Annotated in this window: 22 protein-coding genes; 16 read left to right on the forward strand and 6 right to left on the reverse strand. The window is 62.8% G+C overall.

Annotated features, from left to right (window positions below):
- The first annotated feature begins 33 nt into the window (after positions 1-33).
- From lon to ACSEXS_RS16410, 3 genes are all read left to right on the forward strand, one after another.
- Positions 34-2370, forward strand: a complete 2337-nt coding sequence (lon, locus tag ACSEXS_RS16400; RefSeq protein ID WP_438434314.1) for an endopeptidase La — start codon at positions 34-36, stop codon at positions 2368-2370.
- 79 nt (positions 2371-2449) lie between these two features.
- Complete coding sequence (gene yihA, locus ACSEXS_RS16405; protein ID WP_438434315.1) at positions 2450-3070, forward strand: ribosome biogenesis GTP-binding protein YihA/YsxC; 621 nt, start codon at positions 2450-2452, stop codon at positions 3068-3070.
- Positions 3071-3180: 110 nt separating this feature from the next.
- Entirely contained in the window at positions 3181-3780 is a 600-nt protein-coding gene (locus ACSEXS_RS16410) for a hypothetical protein (protein ID WP_438434316.1), read from the forward strand.
- 120 nt (positions 3781-3900) lie between these two features.
- On the opposite strand, the gene ACSEXS_RS16415 is transcribed toward ACSEXS_RS16410, so the two are convergent.
- Both ACSEXS_RS16415 and ACSEXS_RS16420 read right to left on the reverse strand, forming a co-directional pair.
- Positions 3901-4482 carry a TetR/AcrR family transcriptional regulator gene (locus ACSEXS_RS16415; protein ID WP_438434317.1) on the reverse strand — a complete coding sequence of 194 codons (582 nt, stop codon included), beginning with the start codon at positions 4480-4482 and terminating at the stop codon, positions 3901-3903.
- Positions 4460-5197 carry an MBL fold metallo-hydrolase gene (locus ACSEXS_RS16420; RefSeq protein ID WP_438434318.1) on the reverse strand — a complete coding sequence of 246 codons (738 nt, stop codon included), beginning with the start codon at positions 5195-5197 and terminating at the stop codon, positions 4460-4462. Before ACSEXS_RS16420 ends, ACSEXS_RS16415 begins: the two co-directional genes overlap by 23 nt.
- A gap of 218 nt (positions 5198-5415) precedes the next feature.
- Between ACSEXS_RS16420 and ACSEXS_RS16425 the strand changes: the two genes are divergently transcribed.
- The 7 genes from ACSEXS_RS16425 to hemA all read left to right on the forward strand — a co-directional run bounded on the left by ACSEXS_RS16425 (position 5416) and on the right by hemA (position 13512).
- The gene (locus tag ACSEXS_RS16425) at positions 5416-7179 is read left to right on the forward strand and encodes an ABC transporter substrate-binding protein (RefSeq protein ID WP_438434319.1); all 1764 of its coding nucleotides are present in this window, start codon (positions 5416-5418) and stop codon (positions 7177-7179) included.
- Positions 7180-7241: 62 nt separating this feature from the next.
- The gene (locus ACSEXS_RS16430; RefSeq protein ID WP_438434320.1) at positions 7242-8195 is read left to right on the forward strand and encodes an ABC transporter permease; all 954 of its coding nucleotides are present in this window, start codon (positions 7242-7244) and stop codon (positions 8193-8195) included.
- Between the two features lie 16 nt (positions 8196-8211).
- Positions 8212-9141: an oligopeptide ABC transporter permease gene (gene opp4C, locus ACSEXS_RS16435; RefSeq protein WP_438434321.1), complete on the forward strand. Its 930-nt coding sequence runs from the start codon at positions 8212-8214 to the stop codon at positions 9139-9141.
- 12 nt (positions 9142-9153) lie between these two features.
- Positions 9154-10143: an ABC transporter ATP-binding protein gene (locus ACSEXS_RS16440; RefSeq protein ID WP_438434322.1), complete on the forward strand. Its 990-nt coding sequence runs from the start codon at positions 9154-9156 to the stop codon at positions 10141-10143.
- A complete protein-coding gene (locus tag ACSEXS_RS16445) occupies positions 10136-11101 on the forward strand; it encodes an ABC transporter ATP-binding protein (RefSeq protein WP_438434323.1) in 966 nt (321 codons plus the stop codon). The genes ACSEXS_RS16440 and ACSEXS_RS16445 overlap by 8 nt, the downstream gene beginning before the upstream one ends.
- Positions 11102-11433: 332 nt before the next feature.
- Positions 11434-11991 carry a hypothetical protein gene (locus ACSEXS_RS16450; RefSeq protein WP_438434324.1) on the forward strand — a complete coding sequence of 186 codons (558 nt, stop codon included), beginning with the start codon at positions 11434-11436 and terminating at the stop codon, positions 11989-11991.
- A 123-nt stretch (positions 11992-12114) separates the two neighbouring features.
- Positions 12115-13512, forward strand: a complete 1398-nt coding sequence (gene hemA / locus ACSEXS_RS16455) for a glutamyl-tRNA reductase (protein WP_438434325.1) — start codon at positions 12115-12117, stop codon at positions 13510-13512.
- Positions 13513-13613: 101 nt separating this feature from the next.
- On the opposite strand, the gene ACSEXS_RS16460 is transcribed toward hemA, so the two are convergent.
- The 4 genes from ACSEXS_RS16460 to ACSEXS_RS16475 all read right to left on the reverse strand — a co-directional run bounded on the left by ACSEXS_RS16460 (position 13614) and on the right by ACSEXS_RS16475 (position 18172).
- On the reverse strand, positions 13614-15575 hold the full coding sequence (locus ACSEXS_RS16460) for an FtsX-like permease family protein (protein WP_438434326.1): 1962 nt from the start codon (positions 15573-15575) through the stop codon (positions 13614-13616).
- Positions 15547-16320, reverse strand: a complete 774-nt coding sequence (locus ACSEXS_RS16465) for an ABC transporter ATP-binding protein (RefSeq protein WP_438434327.1) — start codon at positions 16318-16320, stop codon at positions 15547-15549. Before ACSEXS_RS16465 ends, ACSEXS_RS16460 begins: the two co-directional genes overlap by 29 nt.
- A gap of 110 nt (positions 16321-16430) precedes the next feature.
- Positions 16431-17462 carry a sensor histidine kinase gene (locus ACSEXS_RS16470; protein ID WP_438434328.1) on the reverse strand — a complete coding sequence of 344 codons (1032 nt, stop codon included), beginning with the start codon at positions 17460-17462 and terminating at the stop codon, positions 16431-16433.
- Positions 17459-18172, reverse strand: coding sequence for a winged helix-turn-helix domain-containing protein (locus ACSEXS_RS16475; RefSeq protein ID WP_438434329.1), 714 nt, complete (start codon positions 18170-18172; stop codon positions 17459-17461). Before ACSEXS_RS16475 ends, ACSEXS_RS16470 begins: the two co-directional genes overlap by 4 nt.
- Positions 18173-18664: 492 nt before the next feature.
- Here ACSEXS_RS16475 and ACSEXS_RS16480 point away from each other — a divergent pair, with 492 nt between their 5' ends.
- The 6 genes from ACSEXS_RS16480 (at position 18665) to hemH (ending at position 25098) form a co-directional block, all read left to right on the forward strand.
- On the forward strand, positions 18665-19318 hold the full coding sequence (locus tag ACSEXS_RS16480) for a precorrin-2 dehydrogenase/sirohydrochlorin ferrochelatase family protein (protein WP_438434330.1): 654 nt from the start codon (positions 18665-18667) through the stop codon (positions 19316-19318).
- A gap of 84 nt (positions 19319-19402) precedes the next feature.
- Entirely contained in the window at positions 19403-20407 is a 1005-nt protein-coding gene (gene hemC, locus ACSEXS_RS16485; protein ID WP_438434331.1) for a hydroxymethylbilane synthase, read from the forward strand.
- A gap of 2 nt (positions 20408-20409) precedes the next feature.
- Complete coding sequence (cobA, locus tag ACSEXS_RS16490) at positions 20410-21981, forward strand: uroporphyrinogen-III C-methyltransferase (RefSeq protein WP_438434332.1); 1572 nt, start codon at positions 20410-20412, stop codon at positions 21979-21981.
- Between the two features lie 74 nt (positions 21982-22055).
- A complete protein-coding gene (gene hemB, locus ACSEXS_RS16495; RefSeq protein ID WP_438434333.1) occupies positions 22056-23051 on the forward strand; it encodes a porphobilinogen synthase in 996 nt (331 codons plus the stop codon).
- Between the two features lie 2 nt (positions 23052-23053).
- Complete coding sequence (gene hemE, locus ACSEXS_RS16500; protein ID WP_438434334.1) at positions 23054-24139, forward strand: uroporphyrinogen decarboxylase; 1086 nt, start codon at positions 23054-23056, stop codon at positions 24137-24139.
- Positions 24136-25098, forward strand: a complete 963-nt coding sequence (gene hemH / locus ACSEXS_RS16505; protein WP_438434335.1) for a ferrochelatase — start codon at positions 24136-24138, stop codon at positions 25096-25098. Before hemE ends, hemH begins: the two co-directional genes overlap by 4 nt.
- Positions 25099-25112 lie beyond the last annotated feature (14 nt).

Consider the following 25112-nt stretch of genomic DNA (forward strand, 5'->3'; position numbering starts at 1 on the left):
GATCCTAAAGCCAAAGACCACTGGAGGTGTAGCATGGGGCAGAACAAGACGAAGGCGAAGCGCATGCCTTTGCTGCCTTTGCGGGGGCTCTTGGTATACCCGAGCATGGTCCTGCATCTGGACGTCGGGCGGGAGAAATCGGTGAAGGCGCTCGAGCAGGCCATGGTCGAGGAAAGCCTGATCCTCCTGTCCTCGCAGTCCGAAATCAACATCGAAGACCCGACCCAGGAGGACATCTACCGGATCGGCACCGTGTCGAAAGTCCGGCAGATGCTCAAGCTGCCGAACGGAACGATCCGCGTGCTCGTGGAAGGGCTTATCCGGGCGGAAGTGCTCGAATACCTAGACAATGAAGATTACTACGAAGTGCTGCTGCAGGAGCTGCCGGAGGAGACGCAGGTCGACTCGGAGGTCGACGCCCTCATGCGCACGGTGCTGACCCAGTTTGAGCACTATATCAATCTTTCCAAGAAAGTCACACCGGAGACGCTGGCGGCGGTGTCGGATATCGACGAGCCGGGCCGGCTCGCGGACGTCATCACGAGCCACCTGTCCCTGAAGATCAAAGACAAGCAGGACATTCTCGAGACGGTGGACGTCAAGGACCGCCTCGGCAAGCTGCTCGATATCCTCGGCAATGAGCGCGAGGTGCTGGAGCTGGAACGCAAGATCGGCCAGCGGGTCAAGAAGCAGATGGAGAAGACGCAGAAGGAATATTACCTGCGCGAACAGATGAAGGCGATTCAAAAGGAGCTCGGCGAGAAGGAAGGGCGCGCCGGCGAGATCGAGGAGCTGCGCGGCCAGTTGGAAGAGGCCGAGCTTCCCGAGAAGGTCCGGGAGAAGATCGAGAAGGAGATCGACCGCCTGGAGAAAATGCCCGCCGCCTCCGCCGAGGGCGGGGTGATCCGCACCTACATCGATTGGCTGCTGGCGCTGCCCTGGCTGAAGCAGACGGAGGATGACCTCGATCTGGCGCGGGCGGAGGAGATTCTGAACGAAGATCACTACGGGCTGGAGAAGCCCAAGGAGCGCGTGCTGGAGTACCTGGCCGTGCAGAAGCTGGTGAAGAAGCTGAAGGGGCCGATTCTCTGCCTCGTCGGCCCTCCCGGTGTCGGCAAGACCTCGATCGCCCGCTCGATCGCCCGCTCGCTCGGTCGGGAGTTCATCCGCGTCTCGCTCGGCGGCGTGCGGGACGAGGCGGAAATCCGCGGCCACCGGCGCACGTATGTCGGCGCCATGCCGGGCCGCATCATCCAGGGGATGAAGAATGCCGGAGCGGCCAATCCCGTCTTCCTGCTCGACGAGATCGACAAGATGGCGAGCGATTTCCGCGGAGACCCCGCGGCGGCTCTCCTCGAGGTGCTCGATCCCGAACAGAACAGCACGTTCAGCGATCATTACATCGAGATGCCGTTTGATCTGTCGAACGTCATGTTCGTGACCACCGCGAACGCGGTGCACAACATTCCCCGTCCGCTCCTCGACCGGATGGAGATGCTGCACATTCCCGGCTACACGGAGGTGGAGAAGCTCCACATCGCCGAGCGGTACTTGCTGCCGAAGCAGAAGAAAGCGCACGGCCTGGAACCGGAGATGCTGCAGATCGGCCAGGATACCCTGCTCGCCGTCATTCGCAGCTACACGCGGGAGGCCGGCGTGCGCAACCTGGAGCAGCAGATGGCCAGCCTCTGCCGCAAGACGGCCAAGGAGATTCTGCAGAACGGCGGTGCGGCGGTTACGATCCGGCCCGAGGATCTCAAGGGCTACCTCGGCGCCGCCAGGTTCCGCTACGGCATGGCCGAAGCGGAGGACCAGATCGGCGCCGTCACCGGCCTCGCCTGGACCGAAGTCGGCGGCGACACGATGGTGATCGAGGTCAGCGTAATGCCGGGAACCGGCAAGCTGACGCTGACCGGCCAGCTCGGCGATGTCATGAAGGAATCCGCGCAGGCGGCCTTCACTTACACCCGGTCGCACGCGGAGGAGCTGAAGCTGCCGGCAGATTTCCACGAGAAGCATGACATCCACATCCATGTGCCGGAGGGGGCGATTCCCAAGGACGGTCCATCGGCCGGAATCACGATGGCGACGGCGCTCATCTCGGCCTTGACCCAGGTGCCGGTCTCCCGCGAGGTCGCCATGACCGGCGAGATCACCCTGCGCGGCCGGGTGCTGCCGATCGGCGGTCTCAAGGAGAAGTCGCTTGCCGCCCACCGGGCCGGAATCAAGACGATTCTCTTCCCGAAGGACAACGAGAAGGACCTGGAGGAGATTCCCGAGAGCGTTCGCCAGGACATCCGGTTCATCCCGGTCGGGCAGCTTGCCCAAGTACTGGAGCATGCGCTGGTGCAGGAAGTCCGCGTGCATTGACGCGCAAGGTCGATAAGAAGCCGGATGACAGACGGCCGGCTTGAATAAAACGAAAGTCATTGGTGAAAGAGGGACAGGAATGAAGGTCAAACAGGCGGAATTCGTCATCAGCGCCGTTGGACCGGGCCAATATCCCGAGGACGCCCTGCCGGAGATCGCTCTAGCGGGGCGTTCGAATGTAGGCAAGTCTTCGCTGATCAACCGGCTTCTCGGCCGGAAGAATCTGGCGCGGACGAGCTCCCAGCCCGGAAAGACACAGACGCTCAACTATTACCGGATTAATGATTTCTTTTATTTCGTCGATGTGCCCGGGTACGGGTACGCCAAGGTATCCCGTTCGGAGCGCGCCGCTTGGGGCCGGTTCATCGAACGCTACTTGCTCGGGCGCGAGCCGCTGCGCAAGGTGCTGTTAATCGTCGATGTCCGCCACCCCCCGTCCAAGGACGATCAGGCGATGTACGAATGGCTGGCGCACAACGGCCTGCCGATTGCCGTAATCGCCACCAAGGCGGATAAGATTCCCCGGAGTCAGTGGCAGAAGCACGTCAAGCTCGTTCGCGAGACGCTGGGCATGCCCAAGGGCGATCCGGTGATTCTGTTCTCCTCGGAGACCGGGCAGGGCCTGGACGAGCTGTGGAAGCTGCTGGATGAAACCGTGGATTGGACAGATCAAGAAAAACCCGAAAACGAGCCGAAATAAGCGCTTTCATCATGAAAACGGGCGCTGCCCGCTCCTGCCGATCCTGCAAGCCCCTGCGGCGTATAGTATAATAATCCCAATGACCATGACCGCAAGTGAGGGATCGGGAAATGGCGGAAGGGATAGCAGCGATCTATGTAAAGGCTAGGCTGGAAGTCACGGAACGGGAGCTGGACGGCTTGATCGCGCTCTTTCGGGAGCGGAGAACGTACCCGGAGGTCCGGGTGCTGGAGAACGGCAGCCAGGAGATCGCCTTTCCGCGCAGCGAACGGCCGGATGCACAGGAGGGGCCGGTGCTGGAATTCGAGAAGGAGGACGGCAGGTACGTCTGCCAAATTTCCTGTCGTCTGGTCAATGCCCGTTTGGCCGGCGCGCTAAGGCTGGCCGTCACCAAGTACAAGGGAAACGGACTCTTTCATCGCTACGGCGACGGCTTCATGATGGCGTATGAATACCGGCTGGGGACGGTCGTCAAGATCACCGAGGTCAAGGGCGGCATCGCGACCGTTCTCTATCAATATAACGCGGTGGAACGCGAGCTGGAGGACCTGTTCCGCAGGGACAGCGTCGAACGGGAAATCGTTCTGCTCCGCCTGGAAATCGACCGGCTGCTCGATCTGCGCACCCGCCTCGGCACCGCCGAGGCCAAGCGGATCATCGACCGTCAATTGTGCGGGCTGGCCGCTTCCCTGAATCGTTTGGAATCGTAGGATAACTCATGTCGTTTCGCCCAAAAAGAACAGCCCCTGCTTTTTCAACTCCGCACTCGAGTGCGGGGATGAAGAAGCGGGGGCTTTTGACGTTCTGGCGGACGGGAGGGCGAGGTACGGTCATCGCGCACCGGAACGAAGCTGCTTCAAGCCGGAAGCGTAGGCGGCGAGGGCAAAGCGGAAGGATGCGTCCGGGTGCTGGGGGAGACCGAACCCGCCTTGCTTCTCCAAGAGAACGAAGCCGTGGAGCAGGCTGCGGATACCGCGGACTGCATGGATCGCTTCATCCGGAGACAACCGGTAGGGGGCCAGGGCCTTCAGGCCGAGGCCAACCACCTGCTCGGCAGCGGCTTGAAGCGGGGGATCATCGGGCGCGGGAGCCCGCTGGATGGCCTCGTATAGGCCGGGATGCCGGCGGGCAAAGGCCAGATACCCCTCACCGTACCGGTAAACCGCCTCTTCTCCGGCTGCCTCTTCTTCCAGCCGGCGGGTCAATTGTTCGGTGAGCCGGGTCAAGCCGTCCAGCGCCAAGAGCCTTCTCAGCTCCGGCAATCCGGCAATGTGGTTGTAGAGCGACGGAGGGCGGATGTTCAGCTTGTGGGCGAGCGTCGCCAGCGTGAGCGCTTCGAAGCCTTGGGAATCGGCGAGCTCCGAAGCCGCGGCGAGGATCGCCGCTTGATCAAGGCCGCTGCGCGGTGACATGGCTCGCTCCTCCTCGCTTCGCGGCGAATTCGGCGATAGCCCGCTCCATGGACGGAACCGGATGCGCGAGCATCGAGCCGTGGCCGACGGCAAGCAAGGTGGGCCGGAGCGCAAGCAGCTTGCGGGCGGAAGCAAGCGCGGCGTCGGCGTTCCAGGTGGCAAGCGCCGGAAAAGGGAACCAGGGACGCAGATGGCCGCTGACGGCCAGTCCGCCCCGGATTTGAAAGGCATCTCCGACGATCAGGGAGCCACTTCTGGTATCGAGGAACGCCATGGAGCCCGGCGTGTGGCCCGGAGCCGCGACGGCGAGCAGCGATCCGATCCGATCCCCATCCTGCAGCCGGACGTCGGGGCGAGTCGTAACATGCTTGGGCAGATCCCCCCGAATGGGGGTCTGCGGCTCATCGGCATCAAGCGACCGGTCTCCCTTCAGGAGCCGCTCATCCCGTGCCGACAGGTATACCTGTGCGCCGGGATGAACGGCCTTTACCCGGTCGAGCGAGCCGACATGATCGCCGTGGGCGTGGGTGAGCACGATGCGTTCAATCGGTTTGCCGATTCGCTCTGCGGCTGACAGAATGCCGTTTCGGCTGAACGGCATGCCGGTATCAATCAACGTCAATCCGTCCGCTTCCTCGACGAGGTAGACATTGACCGGGAACAGGCGGGGGAGAAACGTCAGTTGGTGGACGGTTCCCAGGGTTATGGTTCGCATGGAGATCACTCCTTTAAAACTAATGTCATTAGCATAATCATAACTATGACCATTAGTTTTTGTCAAGCGTAACCAAGCGAACAAAGCACGACTAAATTCCTACTTTACAAATCGGGATACATAAAATTATAATAGCCATGCCGGCTTAATTCGAGTTATTTTATCGGAATTATGTTTATTTCACACAGTTGAATCGTTGGGGGAGGCCTATCTTAAAAATGAAGAAACGTTGGATTGCCTTGTTATCACTTACTTTGGCTCTGTCTGCGGCCCTGTCGGCCTGCGGAAAAGACGGCGGCAGCGCCGCCGGAAACAGCTCTTCGCCCGCAGCCGGCACGGCCGGGGCGACGACGGCCGCGAGCGCAGCGCCTTCGGCCAGCACGGCTCCCGCCGAAGCGGCGAACGGCCTGCAGCTGGCTTCGGATCTATCCAAGCTGCCGGAAGCCGCCAAGAAGCGGACGGACACGGTCATCGTCGGCCTCACGGACCCGAGCGGCGCTTTTACCCCGTATTTCACCCAGAGCGGCTATGACGGTAACGTCAACTCGCTGCTGTTTGCTCCACTGGTCACGGTCGACAACAAGGGCGTGCCGGTGGCTGCTCTCGCCGAGAGCTGGGATATCTCTCCGGACCAGCTCACCTACACCTTCCATCTCCGCAAGGATGCCAAATTCAGCGACGGCTCGCCGCTGACGGCGGACGACGTGGCGTTCACCTGGACTCTCTTGCACGACAAAGCGTATGACGGCGACACCGACTTTTCGCTGGTGAAGGTCAAGGGCGGTTCGGCCTACAAGGACGGATCGGCCACGAGCGTCGAAGGCATCAAGGTCATTGACCCCCAGACCATCTCGGTGACCCTGGAGCAGGTCAACGCGACCGCGCTTCTGTACTTGGGCGGCGAGGTGCTGCCGAAGGCGTATTACGGCAAGGACTACAAGCAGGGCAACCTGGACGCACTGAAGGCCCTGATCACCAAGCCGCTCGGGAACGGCCCCTACAAGCTGGAGAAATTCATCCCCGGCCAGGAAGTCCGCTTTGTCGCCAACGAGAACTATTACGCGGGCAAGCCGAAGATCGAGCACTTCATCTATAAGACGACCGACGGCGATACTTGGCAGTTCATCGAGACGGGCGAGCAAGACTTCGGCGGCTTCTCCGCCACCCAGGACAACATCGACAAGCTGAAGAAGCTCGGCTTCCTCAACCTCCAACCCTACATCGCCAACAACTACGGCTACATGCAGTTCAACCATGAGCACGAAGCGCTGAAGGATAAGCGGGTCCGCCAGGCGCTCACCTACGGCCTTGACCGGAAGACCATCTACGTCGACTCCAATCAGGGAGCCGCGCAAGTGGCCAACATCCCGGCTTCCCCGGTGTCGTGGTCCTATACGGAGGACGGGATCAACCCTTACAACTACGATCCGGAAAAAGCCAAGGCCCTGCTGGACGAAGCCGGCTGGACGGTGGGATCGGGCGGCATCCGCGAGAAGGACGGCAAGAAGCTGACGATCCATTTCATCGGCTCGAAGAAGAAGACGACCGACGTGCTGATCGCGGTGGCCAAAGAAAACTACGCCGCCATCGGAGTGGACTTTCAGCCGGAGCAATTCGCGGACTTCAACGCCCAGATCACCAAGTACGACAGCGGCGATTACGACTTGGTCGCCTTCTCCACTTCGCTGTTGACGGACCCGGCCGACGGGGTTGTGGATTTCCTCAACGGCAACGTCAAGGGCTACGACAACCCGAAGGTCAAGGAGCTGTACAACAAAGCGATCGCCACGACGGACATCGAGCAGCGCAAGGCGATCTACAAGGAGCTGTACCAGGTCGTGAACGACGATCTTCCGTACATGTTCACTTCCTACAACAAATCGGTCTACGGCTACAACGGACGCATTCAGGGCATCGAAGTAAATCCGTCCCGCGGCATCTCGGTCAGCTTGCCGAACTGGACGCTGAGCCCGGCCAATTAATCAAGCGGACATCCCCTGCCTCGTCAACGGGAGCAGGGGTTGTCTTGTGAAGGAGCCGAAACATGAGCACCTATCTGACACGGCGCATCGGCTATATGCTGTTGATTCTCTTCGCCGCCTCGCTGATGATCTTCCTGTTGTATGCCTTGACGCCGGGCGATTTCGTCACGAGCAACATCAAGCTGACGGCCGCCCGCAAAGCGGAGCTTCGGGAACTGTACGGACTGAACAAGCCGGTGCTGGAACGCTACGGCATCTGGATCAAGAATGCGTTTCACGGCGACTTCGGCTTCTCGCTCGCCCAGCAGAAGCCGGTGCTGACGCTGTTTCACGAGTACATCTGGAATTCGTTTCTCCTGGCCGCCACGTCGACTTTCTTCACCTGGGTGTTGGCAGTCATCATCGGCGTCGTCTCCGCCTATAAGCAGTATTCCTGGTTCGATACGCTCGTGATGATCTTCATCTTCGCGGCGATGTCGATTCCATCGTTCTTCATCGGGCTGTTCTTGATCAAAATCTTCGCCGTCGACCTGAAATGGCTGCCGCCCGGCGGCATGCTGACCACGGGCAGCAACGCCGAGGGCATGGCGTACGTCCGCGAGGTGCTGCGCCACATGACGCTGCCCGTCGTCGTCATGACCCTGCTCGGCATCGGCTCGCTGACCCGTTATTTCCGCAGCAATATGATCGACGTGATCAAGCAGGACTTCATCCGCACCGCCCGGGCCAAAGGGATGACCGAGCGGACCGTGCTGTACCGGCACGCCCTGCGCAACGCGCTCCTGCCGGCGATCACGCTGATCGGCTTCGAGCTGCCCGGCCTGTTCGGCGGGTCGCTGATCATCGAGAAAATCTTCAATTGGCCGGGGATCGGCCAGCTCTACATGCAGTCGTTCAGCGTCCGGGATTACCCGCTCCTGATGGGGTTCACGATGTTCATCGCCATCCTCACGGTCATCGGAACGCTGCTGTCGGACATTCTCTACCATGTCGCCGATCCGCGGGTGAAGCTGTGAGGAGGAACCGCTAACCATGTCTACCCTTCCGGCTATGGGCCGAACCGAAGCCGGCCGCAGCAAGCCGCCCGCGCCGCGCTCCTCGCTCTGGCGGCAGTCGATGCGCCGGCTGATGAAGAACAAGCTGGCCGTCTCGGGGCTTGTCTTCCTGATCTTTATGTTTCTTATCTGTTTCCTCGGGCCGCTCTTCTCGCCCTACGCCGACAACAAGATCAACACGACGGTCATGAACCATGCGCCGTACGCCAAGCATTGGCTGGGCACGGACCTGCTCGGGCGCGACGTCCTGACCCGCCTGTTGCAGGCGGGCCGCATCTCGCTCACGGTCGGCATCGCCTCGATGCTCCTGTCAGTGTTCATCGGCTCGCTGCTCGGGGCGATCGCCGGGTATTACCGCGGCGTCGTCGATCAGGTGATCATGCGGATCGCCGACCTCCTGCTGACGGTGCCGAGCCTGCCGATCCTGTTCATCTTCGGCGCTCTCTTGTCCGAATGGAAGGTGCCGACGGATTACCGCATGTACATGGTCATGCTGATGCTGAGCTTCGTCGGCTGGCCGGGGCTCGCCCGCCTCATCCGCGGGCAGATGCTCAGCCTGCGCGAGCGCGAGTTCATGCAGGCGGCCACAGTGCTCGGCCTGCGCGACCGGCGCAAGCTGATCCATCACCTCCTGCCCAACCTGTTTCCGCTGATCATCGTGGTCGCCACGCTCAACATCGGCGGAGCGATCCTGAGCGAATCGGTGCTGAGCTTCTTCGGGCTCGGGGTGATGCCGCCGACGCCGACCTGGGGCAACATGATTGACGCGGCCAATACCATCATCGACTTCGAGAAGCACCCGTGGCTGTGGATTCCGCCCGGCGTCTCGATCTTTCTCACCGTCATTGCCATCAATATTTTCGGGGACGGCCTGCGGGATGTGCTCGACCCCAAGCAGAAAAAGTAGGTGAATCGCAACATGTCCAATGTTATCGAGGTGGACAACCTCAGCACGCGGTTTGAAACGGAAGACGGGGTGGTCAAAGCCGTCGACGGGGTGAGCTTCCGGGTCCGCTCTGGGGAGACGGTCTGCATCGTCGGAGAATCCGGCTGCGGCAAAAGCGTCACGGCCATGTCCCTGCTCGGCCTGGTGGAAGGCACCTCCGGCCTCGTTACCGGCGATCGCGTCGCTTTCGGTGACCGCGACCTGCTGCGCGTGAGCCCGAGCGAGCTGCGCACGATCCGCGGCCATGAGATCGCGATGATTTTCCAGGAGCCGATGACCTCGCTCAATCCGGTGCTGACTATCGGCGAACAGCTGATGGAGCCGCTGCGCGAGCATTTGCGGATGAGCCGCAAGGCCGCCCGGGCCAGGGCGATCGAGCTGATCGGGCGGGTAGGCATTCCCCGCGCCGAGCAGATCTTCGCCTCTTACCCGCACGAGCTCAGCGGCGGGATGCTGCAGCGGATCATGATCGCCATGGCGGTGTCCTGCGGCCCGCAGCTGCTCATCGCCGACGAGCCGACCACGGCGCTCGACGTGACCATCCAGGCGCAGATTCTCGACATGCTGCGCGAGCTGAAGGACGAGACGGGGATGTCCATCCTGCTCATCACCCACGACCTCGGCGTGGTGGCGGAGATGGCGGATTACGTCATCGTCATGTATTCGGGCAAGATCGTCGAGGAGGGCGAGGTGAGCGAGCTGTTCGAGCGGCCGCGCCACCCGTACACGCAGGGGCTGCTGCGCTCCAAGCCGGTGCTCGGCCAGCGGGCGGAGGAGCTGTACTCCATCCCCGGGCAGGTGCCCGATCCGCTCGAGCTTACGCCCTCCTGCTATTTCCACGACCGCTGCGCCCACTGCATGGACATCTGCACGCGCCGCGAGCCGGAGCTGAAGACGCTGGCGGGCGGGCAAAAGGTCGCATGCTGGCTATACGAACCCGCGGAGGTGGAGACCCATGGCTGAGGCGCTGCTCGAAGTCGAGCACCTCAAAAAATACTTCCCGGTGAACGCCGGATTTCTCGGCCGCACGGTCGGTCAGGTGAAGGCGGTGGACGATGTCAGCTTTCACATCCGCGCCGGCGAAACCTTCGGCCTCGTCGGCGAGTCCGGCAGCGGCAAGAGCACCGTCGGCCGGACGATCCTCCGGCTGACCGACAAGACGGCGGGCGAGGTCCGCTTTCGGGGCCGCGACCTGCACCGGATTCCCGAGCCGGAGCTGCGCAGCCTGCGGCCGAAGCTGCAGCTGATCTTCCAGGACCCGTACAGCTCGCTGAATCCGCGCGTCCGGGTAGGCGACGCCATCGGCGAGGCGCTCTTGGACCACGGACTCGCGCCGAGGGGCGAGATCCGCGAGCGGGTACTGGAGACGCTGGCCGCCTGCGGTCTGTCGTCTTATCACATCGACCGCTTCCCGCATGAATTCTCCGGCGGCCAGCGGCAGCGGATCGGCATCGCCCGGGCGATCATCCTGAATCCCGACCTGATCGTCGCCGACGAGCCGGTGTCCGCGCTCGACGTGTCGATCCAGGCGCAGATCATCAACCTGTTCCGCCGCCTGCAGGAGACGCGAGGGCTGACGTATCTGTTCATCTCCCACGACCTCAGCGTGGTCGAGCATCTCTGCTCCCGCATCGGCGTGCTCTACCTCGGCACGATGATGGAAACGGCCTCGCGCGACGAGTTGTTCGAGCGGCCGCTGCATCCGTACACCAAGGCGCTGCTGTCGGCGGTGCCGGTGCCGATACCGAAGCTGAAGCGCGAGCGGATCGTGCTGAAGGGCGACATTCCGAGCCCGGCGAACCCGCCTTCGGGCTGCAAGTTCCACACCCGCTGCCCGCTTGCCGTCGGCCGCTGCCGCGAAGAAGTTCCCGAGCTGCGGAACGTCGGAAGCGAGCATTACGTGGCTTGCCATCTGGTCTGACGGAAGGGCTGGAGCCGGAACGGCGCTCGAAGAAACGGAGAGTGCGTGCCATCCCAGCGCGTTCATGGCGTACCGGCCTCGCCGCCTTTATCCAATCACACCCTCACCCGACCCTTCCCGCCTGCGGCGGGAAGGGGTTTGGCGTTGAATCGTTATCGGCCAGGCCGTTCGTTAACCGGCTATCCGCATGCCGTTCGTTAACCGGCTATCCGCATGCCGTTCGTTAACCGGCTATTCCGCCACGCCGTTCGGCAAGCAAGCGGCTCCCGGCGTCATGGCTTGCCCTCCCGGTTCATACCTATGGGGTAACGAGACATGGGAGGCGACGGAAGATGCGTCGAAGAAGAACGGGGAGAAGCGGCTTGCTCGCCGCACTGGTGCTGATTCTGCTGACGGCGTGGACGGCGGCGCGCGTCTACGAATGGGCCGGGTCGAGCGAGCGCGAGCCGAAGGCGGTGCTGTATCTGCTGCAGGTGTCGGCCTTCCAGCAGCAGATGCTGGCGGGCGAGCTGCAGGAAGCGGGAAGCCTGCAGGAAACCGGGCAGCTCGCCGCGCTGAAGCGCGCGGTTTACTCCGCCCAGTACAGCCACGAGCGGCTGCTGCGGGCTGCCGACAATTCGGCCGCTCCGCCGGCCATGGGGTTGTACCGCGAGCTCCTCTCCTGCCTGACCGGCTTGGAGCTGTCCGGCCGCCGGCCGCTGACCGAGGCCGAGAAAGCCATGCTGACCGGAGCGGCGGAGCCGGTCAAGGCGCTTGCCGGAGCTTATGCCGCCATGCTCGGCGAGGACCGGGAATGGAACCGCAAGGAGATGGAAGACCTGAAACGGCGGGATGCCGAGCTGGTGGAGTATCTGGAACGCAGCGCGTTCAAACTGGAATCCGCATCATAAGGGATCGGAATCGTCAAGGACTTTGGACACATCTTTTTCAAAAAGTCGGTCGAAAACCGCAAACTTTGCTTTTTTGTCTATGATATAATGAGGAAACAACCACGAAAGCAGGTGAATGACGGTTTGCATATCTTAACGGTGGGACTTCATTATCGGACAGCCCCTGTGGAGCTGCGGGAGAAATTCGCCTTGTCCGGCGCCGACCTGCCGGAGGCGCTGCAGGATCTGAAAGAGACGCCCAGCGTGCTGGAATGCGTCATCCTGTCGACCTGCAACCGGACGGAACTGTACCTTGTTGTCGACCGCAAGAAAATGTGCGGTAACTATATACGCTCGTTCCTGGAACGCCGCTTCGGCGTCTCCCGGGAGGAATTCAATCCCCATCTGTTCATTCTGGAGGAAGAAGCGGCGGTCCGACATCTGTTTCAGGTCGCCTGCGGCCTCGATTCGATGGTGATCGGCGAGACGCAGATTCTCGGCCAGGTGAAAACGGCCTTCCAGTGCGCCCAGGCGGAGAAGACCACCGGCACGCTGTTCAATCGGCTGTTCAAGCAGGCGGTGACGCTGGCCAAGCGCGCTCGCACGGAGACCTCGATCGCGGACAACCCTGTGTCTGTCAGCTACGCGGCAGTGGAGCTCGGCCGCCGGTTCTTCGGCACCTTCAGCGGCAAGCGCGTGCTGATTCTCGGCGCCGGCAAGATGGGCGAGCTGACGGCCAAGCATCTGCAGAGCGGCGGAGCAGCGGAGCTTGCGGTGATGAACCGCACCTTCGAAAAGGCGGAGGAGCTGGCCGCCCGCTTCGGCGGCCATGCGGTGCCGATGGCTCTGCTCGGCGAAGAGCTGGCGGCGGCGGATATCGTCATCAGCTCGACCGGCTCGAACGCGAACGTGCTGTCGCGGGCGGACGTCGAGGCGATCCTGCCGGGTCGCAGCGGCCGGTCGCTGTTCCTGATCGACATCGCGGTTCCCCGCGATATTGACCCGGCTGTTGCCAAGCTCCCCGGCGTGCGCCTCTACAACGTGGACGATCTGGAATCGATCATTGAAACCAACCTGGAGGAGCGCCGCAAGGCCGCCGAGCTGATCGAAGAGATGATCGGCGGGGAATGCGCCGACTTCGAGCACTGGCTGAAGACGCTCGGCGTCGGCCCGGTGATTCACGCCCTGCAGGAAAAGTCGGGGCGCATCCACGAAGATACCGTGGACAACCTGCTCCAGAAGCTGCCGCATCTGAGCGAGCGGGATCAGACGGTTATCCGCCGGCTGACCAAGAGCATCGTCAACCAGATGCTGCGAGACCCGATCATGCGGATCAAGGAGATGGCCGGCGAAGAGAGCGGGCCGGAGGCGATCCGGCAATTCGTCAAGCTCTTCGCTCTGGAGGACATGCTCCATGAGCGGGAGGACGGGGAGACCCGGGAGGCCGGGCCCTCGAGGTTCGCTGCGGAGGCAGACCAGGCGAAGGCGGAGCTTGCGCCCTTGACCGAGGAAGCGGCGGCCGGCAGCATGGTGATCGCATAACCCGTTTAAGCACAAAGAAACCTGCCTCTCGCGGGAGACTGCCGAACGAATGCAGATTCGTTTCGGGGCCTTCGCCAGTCGGGCAGGTTTTGTTGTGTCGATCAGATGCCGTCCATCCGGCGCTCCAGATGATGAACGTGGCGGGAGCGGACGATGAGGAAATAGACGAGCTGGGCCCCCGCAAAGACGACGGAAGCGGTCAAGAGGGGAGGCAGAGACAGCGGTAGGTTGGCGCTCTGCAGAATCGGCCGCAGCACCACGAAGGTCTGGATGGTCGAGATGGCCGTGGGGAGGAAGAACAACAGCGCGATCTGCGTCGTCACCGACCGCTTCATCTCCGAGACGGCGAGCCCAATCCGCGACAAGGAGCGGTAATTCTGTCCGTCCCGGGACAGCTCCGCGAACAGCTTGAAATAAAGGAAGCTGGCCGAGGAGACGGAGAAGATGGCCGAGATAAAGAGACAGATGAAGCCGATCATCGACATGGTTTCCTGGGTATACAGGTAGGAATCAGCTCGCATGCGATAGTAGCCCCTCTCCTGGGCAGGCTTCTTCGACCAAATCTCTGCAAGCTTTTGGCTGAACTCGACCTCCGGATGATGCCGGTCGGGATAATCGAGCCCGTCCCAGGCCGGGACGTGGTAGCTCGTCACAGTGGTCATGCTCAACCGGCGGTCCTTTTTCTGGGCATCGACCAGCTTGGCGAACAAGCCGTCTTCCACAATAAGCAGGTTAGAGAAGGACGGGTAACCGCCCAGCCGCTTGATCGGAAGCTCTTCAACCCGAAGGAGCATGCGAGCGGCCTTCAAATCCACGGAGCGGACTGCGAGCGCCGGGTTTGAGCTTCCCTTGATGTAGAGACTCCGGTCTTCGGACCAGCCTCCGGCGGGCTTCGGCGGAGCCGGGTTCTCAGCGCTTGCCGGAAGCAGGGGGTAGAGCCGCTCGAAGTCGCTGCGGGACATGAACGACACATAACGCGAACGGCCGGAGACTTGGATCGGGTACATAAAATCTCGGGTAGTCGCCTTCTGGAAGGCGATGTGTTCCTCCGCGAACAAGGCTTCGATTTCCTTTTGCTCCGCGGCTGTTTTCGCCGAAGGCGAGTAGTCCGGATAGGTCAGGGCGAAGGGGGCGTTTCGGTAGAGCTGGCGATTCTCATACCGGGCGGACAGGACCAGGCTGATGCTCATGCAGGCGATCGAGATGGCAACCGTGACCATGAACAGCATGCGGGCATTGTCCTTCAGCTTGTAGGTGAACTCCGAAATCCACAGCAAGTTCGTCCGTTTCCAGAACAGACGGCGGCTCCGGCGAAGCACAGTGAAGATCAGGACGGAGAGCTGGGTGTAGAAGAAGTACGTTCCCGTGATCCCGAGAACGGCTGCCGCCAACATGGCTTCCGGGGTAAAGCCATATTCGTACAGGAAATAGAGCGCCGACCCCAGCAACAGGACGGTCAAAAGAGACAGGAGCACCGAGGCGCGCGGTTCTTTTTTCGGCCGACTCGTACCCGTCAGCAGCTCGACCACCCGGCTCTTGCGGATGAACATCAGGGTGAACAGGGATAGAAAGAAGAACAGCGCAAGAAACGCGCTCGAGGTGAGCAGGATGGCTTTTCCGGGCCAATAGAACGGCAGGTCCTCGAGCCCCATGAAGCGGGAGCTGAAGAGCAGGAACAGCTTGGACAGCAGCAGCCCCGCGGCCATGCCCGTCACGATGGAGGCGGCGCCGATGATCATGTTTTCCAGGAAGATGAGCCGGTTAAGCTGCCCGGACGAGGCGCCCAGGATCGTGAGCAGGCCGAATTCGCGGTTGCGCGCCTTAAGAAACACGCTGATCGAGTAGAGGACGAACAGAAACGAGAAGACGAAGACGATCCATTCCGCAATGCGGATGCCGGCCTGCGTCATCTTGCCCATGTCGGACTCCGCCACACCCGGATGATAGAGAAATACGGCGTACGAGAAGAAGATCGTCACCATGAAGGCGCTGCTCAGAAAATAGGCGAGGTAGGCGCGGCCGTTGCGCCGGACGTTATGAAAGGCGAATTGAGGAAAGTTCATTCGCATTCCCTCCCCAAAACGACAGCATGTCGATGATGTTCTGGAAAAACGCCTGGCGGCTGTCGCCCCGGCAGATTTCGCCCGCGAGTTTGCCGTCCTTAATGAAGACGACGCGGTGGCAGTAGCTTGCCGCGAGCGGATCGTGGGTAACCAGCATGAGGGTCGTTCCGTCGGAGCGGTTCAGCTCCTCCAGCGTCTCCATGACCGTGCGGGAGGCGTTCGAATCGAGCGAGCCAGTCGGCTCATCGGCCAGCACCAGCGAGGGCCTGGCGATGATTGCCCGGGCGATGGCCGTCCGCTGGCGCTGCCCGCCGGATAACTCGTAAGGACGCTTGTTCAGAATCGCTTCGATCCCGAGCCGTTCAGCGGCTTGCTTCAGCCGGACTTCCATCTCCGCCGGCCGTTTTCCTTCCAGCGTGAGCGGGAGGATGATGTTCTCGGCGACGGTCAAGGTGTCGAGCAGATTGAAGTCCTGGAAGACGAATCCGAGCTCGGTCCTCCGAAAGACGGCCAACTCCTTGCGCTTCATGCGATGCGGGTTTTTCCCGTTGATGAGCACCTCGCCGGCGCTCGGCGAATCGATGGTGGAGACCAGATTGAGCAGGGTGGTCTTGCCGCTGCCCGATGGCCCCATGATGCCGACGAATTCGCCCGGGTCGATGGACAGATGGATATCGGACAGCGCCTCCGTGGCAACTTTTCCCGGATAGACCTTGCTGACCGAGGTAGCTTTCAGGATTTCCACGTTTATCAAGCTTCCTTTCGTAAGCCGTTCAAGGGTTGATGTCGGCTGATGTCCCGTTCAGTGTACATAACCGCCCGGGCGGCCCGCTATGGAACAGGCTTACGATTTCCTTACAGCTTTGTAAGGTTGTCTGCGGGAATCGGAGAGTGCGGAAATCGGAGGGTGACAGTGGTGCCCGCTCCAAGCTCGGAAGCGATCGACACCTCATGACCGAGCCGGTTGCAGATTTCCTTCACCAAGTATAGGCCCATTCCGGTGGACTCCGTATACTCACGGCCTCTTTCTCCGGTGTAGGAGGGGGAGAATACCCGTCTCAGGTCCTCCTTGGCGATGCCGATCCCTTCGTCGCGCACGGTGAGCTCGGTGAAACCGTCCGGCTCCGCCGGATTTCGGGCGCCGATGGTCACGGTTTTGCCGGGACCGCCGGAATAGTTCACCGCGTTGGTGAGAATCTGTCCGAGCAGGAATAAGAGCCATTTCTCGTCGCTGTAGACCTGCAGTTCTGGATCGATTATCAGGTTCGCTTGAATTCCTTTGCGGATGAAGAGGCTGCGGTTCTCCTTCACCGCTTGGGCGGCTGTACGCAGAAGCGGCACGGGGCGGATGGCGAAATCCTGCTCGAAGCGCTCAAGCCGCGCCGTATACAGCACCATCTCCAAGCCTTTTTTCAGGCGATCCAGCTCCTCCTGAATGCTGTCTCCGGTGTCGTCGTCCATCTCCCGGGCGGTCAGCTGGAGGACGGAGACCGGAGTCTTCATCTGGTGGACCCAGCGGTGGACGAAGGCCAGGTGCAGCTCCATGCGGCTTCTCTCGGCGGTCAGCTCGTCCCGGTAGTGCTTCTCTTGCAGCAGGAGCAGGCGGTCCATCGCTTCGGGCAGCGGGGCCGTGTCGCTCTCCCGGAACAGGGCTCCGTTCCAGTCTCCGTCGAAGTCTTCGGCGCTGAGCCGATTGTAGAAGCTCCGGTGCGTCAGGTAGCGGAACGCCAGGTAGACGACGAGCACGGAAAAGCTGAGCAGCAGCCCGTAGAGCACGAGCCGAATCTGAAAATGCACGTCGAGCAGGGCGTAGAGCAGCGGAATCAGGAAGGCTTGCAGGGCGTAGAACGACAGGAGCGGGATATGCTCCTTCCAAAACAGCTTCATGGGAGCCTCCCGGACAGGTCGGGCTCATCCGTTTGGAAGCGATAGCCGGACCCTCGCACGGTCTCGATCGAATGTTCCCGTCCGAGCTCCCTCAGTTTCTTGCGGATGCGGGTCACGTACACGTTCAGTGTGTTGTCGTCGACGAAATGCTGATCCTCCCAGAGCAGATCGAGCAGCTTCTCTCGGCTGACGACCCGGCCGGCCCGCTCCAGGAGGGCGAGCAGGAGCAGGACTTCCTTCTGGCTTAGCTCCACCTCTCCGGCGTCTCCCTTCACGAGCAGCCGCTCGGGATATAACCGCAGACCGGCCGCTTCCACCAGCCGTTCCTCCTGGCGGGCGGACAGTGAGCCGTAAGCCCGGCGAAGATGGCTCCCCACCTTGGCGGTGACGAGCTCGTAATGAAACGGCTTGGTCAGGTAATCGTCGGCTCCGTTCTCGAGGGCAAGGACCTGGTCGAGATGGCCTTCGCGGGCGGAGATGAACAGGATCGGGCAAGTCGTCTCCGCGCGGAGCTGGCGGCACCAGTAAAAGCCGTCGAAGCGGGGCAGGTTGACGTCAAGCAGCACGAGATGCGGCGACACGGCCCGGAAGGTCTCCATCACCTTGCCGAAGTCCTCGACTCGCTCTACGCGATATTGGTATTTTTCCAGATGCTTTTGCAGCATCGCAGCCAGCTTCCTATCGTCTTCCACCAGCAGCAGGGTAAACAAGCCGGATTCCCCCTTCCGTACTATCCAATCTTCAGGGTACACGATCCCCGCCGAAAGCAAAAGCTTGTCTTTCGAGCAGGCGCGAGTGCGGGTGGAGAAGCGGAATTAAGGTGTGCGGGGCTGACTCGGGACGAGGACGAGGCGTAGGACGAGGCGAGAGGTGAGGCGAAGGACGGACGCGGGCGGGACGAGGACGACGCGTGGGGTGAGGCGAGGGACGGACGCGGGGCGGGACGAGGACGACGCGTGGGGTAAGGCGAGGGACGGACGCGGGACGTGGGACTTGGGACGTGGCGTGGGACGAGGCGAGAACGGGCGTGGGATGAGGCGAGGACGGACGCGGGACGGGACGAGGACGGACGCGGGGCGGGACGAGGACGACGCGTGGGGTGAGGCGAAGGACGGACGCGGGTCGGGAGGGCCGCCTGCCGGAGCGTGCAACCGGCAAATCGTTTGTGGTATCTTGAGGACAAAAGGACAGGAGGCGGCGGAATGGAAAACGGCGGCTATCCCTTGGTTTTGCGGCTGGCAGGGAAGAAGGTGCTGGTGATCGGCGGCGGTCCGGTCGCCGAGCGCAAAACAGCGTCCCTGCTGGCCTCCGGAGCGGACGTTGCGGTGATCGCGCCGACGGTGACTCCGGCGCTGGCGGACTGGGCGGCAGCGGGGAGGATCGCCTGGCAGGCGAGGGAATACCGCAGCGGTGACGCGGCCGAGAGCGGATCGCTGCTCGTCTTCGCCGCCTGCGGGGACCGCGGCGCAAACCGCCGCGTCTGCGCCGAGGCCGAAGCCGCCGGTCGGCTGTGCAACAATGCCGACGAGCCGGAGGAAGGCAGCTTTACGGTACCCGCCGTCGCCCGGCAGGGCGGGCTCACGGTTGCGGTCTCGACCGGAGGGGCGAGCCCGACGGCCGCGCGGATGATCGCCGCCGAAATCGCGGACCGCTACGGCGGGGATTACGCCGTCTATATGGCGTTCCTCCGCGAGGTGCGGGAATGCGTATTGGCGGCGACCGGAGACCGGGCGCTTCGCCGCCGGCTGCTTCGGGAGGCCGCCGACGCAGCGGCGCTCGCCGCGATCCGGGACGGTACCTTCCCGGATTACCGGGAAGCGGCACTGCGCCGTATCCGGAAGGAATTAGGGTGCTAAGCGGGCCGGCGGCGGGGGGCCGCGCGATTCGGCTTTCGCCTCGGAATCAGGTATAATGGAATAATTATCGGGAAGGAGCCGGCTATGCGAACCATCAAGGTAGGGACGCGGCAGAGCGCACTGGCGCTCACGCAGACCGGTCAAGTCGTCGACAGGCTGCAGCAGCTTGCGGCGGAGACCGGCTTCGAATGTCGCTTTGAAATCGTGAAAATCGTTACAAAAGGCGATCGGATTCTCGACGTCACCTTGTCCAAGGTGGGCGGCAAAGGCCTGTTTGTCAAGGAAATCGAACAGGCGCTCTTGTCCGGCGAGATCGATATGGCCGTTCATAGCATGAAGGATGTCCCCTCGGAGCGCCAGCCGGGTCTCGTGCTCGGAGCCGTGCCCAAGCGGGAGGACCCGCGCGACGTTCTGATCACGAACGGCCCGAAGGAGCTTGACGCGCTGCCGCAAGGTGCCCGCGTCGGCACGAGCAGTCTCCGCCGCCAGGCGCAGCTCCTGGCGAATCGGCCCGACCTGCGGGTGGAGCCGGTGCGCGGCAACATCGATTCGCGGCTGCGCAAGCTGGAAGGAGAAGGCTTCGATGCGATCGTGCTCGCCGCCGCCGGGCTAGCCCGGATGGGCTGGGGCGATCGCATCAGCGGGTATTTGCCGCCGGAGCTGTGCATTCCGGCCGTCGGTCAAGGGGCGCTCGGCATCGAATGCCGCGCCGACGACGCCGGCCTTCGCGGGCTGCTGGCCCAGCTGCAGCATGAGCCGACGGCGCTGGCCGTCCGCGCCGAGCGCGCGTTCCTGGCCCGCCTGAACGGCGGCTGCCAAGTGCCGATCGGCGCGCATGCCGTGCTCCTGGAGCCGGACGCGGCAGGCTCGGCCTCGCCGGCTGCGGAAGCCGCACCGGCGATCCGGCTGGTCGGCATGGTCGGCCGACCCGACGGCAGCGAGCTGTACCGCAGCTCGGTCAGCGGGACGGACCCCGAGCGCCTCGGCCGGGAGCTGGCCGAAGAGCTGCTCGCAAGAGGCGGCGGCCGCATCCTCGCCGAATACGGGCTGGCAGCGGAGGAATCCGAGACTTCGCCGGAGGAGGTCTGACCATGGAGCCTGACAAGGAGAACCGCTTGAAGAACGCTTCCGCGCCCCTTAAGGGCAAGGTCTACCTGGTCGGCGCGGGTCCCGGCGACCCGAAGCTGATCACCGTGCGCGGCCTGGAGGCCATCGCCAAGGCCGACGCCGTCGTCTACGACCGGCTGGCCAACCCGGCGCTGCTCAAGCATATGAAGCCGGGGGCGGAGCGGGTGTATGTGGGCAAGCGGCCGGACCGGCATACGCTACACCAGGAGGCGATCAATCAATTGCTCGTCGATCTGGCGCTCTCCGGCAAGACGGTGGCGCGGCTGAAGGGAGGCGACCCGTCCGTGTTCGGGCGGGTGGGCGAGGAGGCGGAGCTGCTCGCCGAGCACGACGTCGCCTTCGAGATCATCCCCGGCATCACCTCAGCGATCGCCGTTCCGGCGTATGCCGGAATCCCGGTGACGCACCGCGATTTCACCTCGTCGCTCGCCGTCGTGACCGGCCACGAGTGCAAGAAGCTGACCGACACCAACATCGATTGGTCGAAGCTGTCGACCGCTACGGGCACCCTGATTTTCCTGATGGGCGTGAAGAGCCTCGGCATGATCCGCGATACCCTGCTCGCGAACGGCAAGCCCGAGGATACGCCGGTGGCGGTGATCCGCTGGGGCACCCGCCCCGAGCAGCGGACGCTGACCGGGACGCTCGCGACCATCGTCGGGCAGGTCGAAGAGGCGGGCCTGGAGTCGCCGGCGATCATCCTCGTGGGCGAGGTGGTGACCCTGCGCGACAAGCTGGCCTGGTACGAGAAGAAGCCGCTGTTCGGCAAACGCATCCTGGTCACCCGCACCAGGACACAGGCGAGCGGACTCGCCGACCGGATCGACGAATGGGGCGGCGAAGCCTTGGAGCTCCCGGTCATGCGTCTGGAAGCGCCGACGGACCCGGCCGTTCTCGCCGAGCTGGACGCGGCATGCTCGCGGCTCGCCGAGTACGATTGGGTCTTCTTCACCAGTGCCAACGCCGTCGATTTCTTCTTCGAACGGCTGGCCCGGCTCGGCCTCGATATCCGGGCCATGGCCCGCGCCCGCGTGGCGGCGGTCGGGTCGAAGACGGCGGAGGCCCTGCGCGAACGCGGAATCGTCGCCGACCTCACGCCGGACAAATTCCAGGCCGAGACCCTGCTCGCGGCGGCGGCTCCCGAGCTGAAGGCCGGGCAGAAGGCGTTCCTGCCTCGCTCCGGCCTGGCCCGCCGCGTCCTGCCGGACGGCTTGCGGCAGCTTGGCCTGGAGGTGATCGAAGCGGACCTCTATGTCCCGGTTCCCGCCAGCGAGAGCGGCGAGGACCTGCGCCGCACGATTGCGGACGGCGGCCTGACGGCGGTGACCTTCACCAGCTCTTCGACGGTGAACAGCTTCCTTCAGCTCGTCCGGGCGACGGAGGATGAAGCTCTGCTCGCCTTGGCGCTGGCCGTTCCCGCCGTCTGCATCGGTCCCATCACCGAACAAACCGCCCGCGAAGCCGGCTTCCGAACGGTTCTTACTTCGAAGGAAGCGACCGTGGAATCGCTGGCTGACGCTTTGCAAAACCTGTAAAGAAGGAACCGAGCTGAGTCGGTTCGGTCCTTTTGGCCCCATCGTGCTTGTCCAATCCCAAGGAGGTTGTATACGTGAGTTTCCCCGTTGTTCGTCATCGCCGCCTGCGCACCTCTGCGGCTCTCCGCAACTTGGTTCGCGAGTACGCGTTTACCGTTCACGATCTCATCTATCCGCTGTTTGTCACCGAAGGCACCGGCATTAAGCAGGAGATTTCGTCCATGCCGGGCGTCTATCACTTCTCGCTGGACCGCCTGGATGAAGAAATCGCCGAAGTGGCGGCCCTGGGCATACCGGCCGTTTTGCTGTTCGGCATTCCCGGCTCGAAGGACGCCGTCGGCTCCTCGGCCTACGACGAGGAAGGCATCGTTCAGCGGGCTACCCGCCAGATCAAGGCTGGCCACCCGGAGCTCCTGGTCGTCGCCGATACTTGCCTCTGCGAATTCACCGACCACGGCCATTGCGGAGTGGTGCACACCGACGAATGCACCCACGAAGCGGTGATCGACAATGACGAATCGCTGACGCTTCTCGCCCGCACGGCCGTATCCCAGGCCCGCGCCGGAGCGGACATCATCGCCCCGTCCAACATGATGGACGGCTTCGTCCAGGCGATCCGCACCGCTCTCGACGAGGCGGGCTTCGTTCATACCCCCATCATGTCCTATGCGGTCAAGTACGCCTCCGCCTATTACGGACCTTTCCGCGAGGCCGCTCAATCCGCGCCGAAGTTCGGCGACCGCAAGACGTATCAGATGGACCCGGCCAATGCCCGCGAGGCGCTCCGCGAGGCGGAGTCCGACGTGCTGGAAGGGGCGGATATGCTGATCGTCAAGCCGGCGCTCGCTTACATGGACATCGTCCGCAGCGTGCGGGAGAATTTTGACCTGCCGGTGGTGGCCTACAACGTCAGCGCCGAGTATTCCATGGTCAAGGCCGCGGCGCAGAACGGCTGGATCAACGAACGGGCGATCGTGCTGGAAACCTTGACCGGCCTGAAGCGGGCCGGAGCCGATATGATCATCACCTACCATGCCAAGGACGCCGTCCGCTGGCTGAAGGAAGGCTGACTATGGCCTTCAACGATTCGTTCCTGCGGGCCTGCCGCCGCGAACCCGCCGACCGGGTCCCGGTCTGGTATATGCGGCAGGCGGGCCGCTACGATCCCGAATACCGGGAGATTAAAGAACGCTACAGCCTGCTGGAGATCTGCCGAAAGCCGGAGCTGGCCGCCCGCGTCACGATGATGCCGGTGAACAAGCTCGGCGTGGACGCGGCGATTCTCTATTCCGATATCATGAACCCGGTCGCGTCGATCGGCATCGATTTCGACATCGTCCGCGACGTCGGACCGGTGGTGCATAATCCGATTCGCAGCAAGGCCGATGTCGAACGGCTGAAGCCGATCGACGTCGAGAGCGACCTCGGCCATGTGCTGCGCACGATCGAGCTGCTGAGCCGGGAGCTGACGGTGCCGTTGATTTCTTTTGCCGGCGCTCCGTTCACCATTGCCAGCTATCTGATCGAAGGCCGCCCCGCTAAGAATTACCGACTGACCAAGCAGATGATGTTCGGCGCGCCCGAGGTTTGGTTCGCCCTCATGGACAAGCTGGGCGATATGTGCATCGCCTATCTGCGCTCCCATGTCGCCTCCGGCGCCAAGGCGTTTCAAGTGTTCGACAGCTGGGTCGGTGCGCTCGCGCCGCAGGACTTCCGGACGTTTGTCCGCCCGACGGTCGAACGCATCTTTGCCTCGCTGGCCGATCTGCCGGTGCCCAAAATTTATTTTCCCGGCGTAGGCTCCGGCGAATTGCTGCCCGAGCTCACCTCTCTTGCCGCCGACGTAATCGGGCTTGATTGGCGCGTCTCGGTTGCGGAAGGACGCAGGCGGACGGGACATGCGTTCGCCGTTCAGGGCAACCTTGACCCTTACGTGCTGACCGCGCCGATGGACGTGATCCGCGAGCGGACGAGGACGATCCTGGACGAAGGGATGCGCGAGCCCGGCTTCGTCTTTAACCTGGGCCACGGGCTGTTTCCGCAGGCGGATCTGGGCAAGCTGAAGGAACTGACGGCTTATGTGCACGACTATTCCCGCGAGCGCTTAGCGGCAGAAGCCGCAAGAGACACGGACAAACGGACGGTGGCAAGCGAATGAGCGTTAGACGGATCGGCGTATTGGTTATGTCCTACGGAACGCCGGAGAGCATGGATCAGATTGAAGCGTATTATACCCATATTCGGCACGGCCGGGCTCCGAGCCCGGAGCAGCTCGCCGAGCTGACCGCCCGCTACGAAGCGGTCGTCGGCGGCGTTTTCCCGCTTCGGGAGAACACGAACCGGCAGGTGGAGCAGCTGGAGCGGATGCTGAATGAAACCGGCGGCGAGGACGTAGAGTTCATCTGCCGCCAGGGACTCAAGCATGCGTACCCGTTCGTTCCGGACGGCGTAGAAGCCCTGTTCCGCGAAGGCGTCTCGGAAGCCGTCGGCATCGTGCTGGCGCCGCACTATTCGCGGATGAGCGTAGGCGGCTACATCCTGGAAGCCCGGACGAAGGCGGAGGAGCTGGGCCTGCCGATTCGCTTTGTGGAGAGCTACTACGATCACCCTTCGCTCATTCTGGCCCTGACGGAACGGGTGCAGGCCAAGCTGGATGAGTTCGTTCAGGCGGGGTATGCCCGCGAGGACGTGAAGGTGCTGTTCTCTGCGCACAGCCTGCCCGCCTCGATCGTGGAAGCGGGGGATCCTTACCCGCAGCAACTTCTGGAAACGGCAAAGCTGGTCGCGGATGCGGCCGACGTGAAGGACTGGTCCTTCGCGTGGCAGAGTGCAGGCCGAACGCCGGTTCCCTGGCTCGGACCGGATATTCTCGAGGTGCTGCCGAAGCTGGCCGAAGCCGGCGTTCGCGCCGTGCTTGACTGTCCGGCCGGTTTCGTATCGGATCACCTCGAGGTGCTGTACGACCTCGATATCGAATGCGTCCGCGCGGCGGAACAACTCGGCATCCGCTTTGCCCGCACGGAATCGCTGAATACCGACCCGCTCTATCTCGGGACGCTCCGGGACAAGATTGAAGAAGCCGTCGCGGCCAAGGCCGACGCCGGTTCCGGCCGCTGAAGCGAACGTGGCGC

Origin of the sequence: Gorillibacterium terrae (assembly GCF_051594785.1) — a bacterium.
Classification (GTDB): Bacteria; Bacillota; Bacilli; order Paenibacillales; family NBRC-103111; genus Gorillibacterium.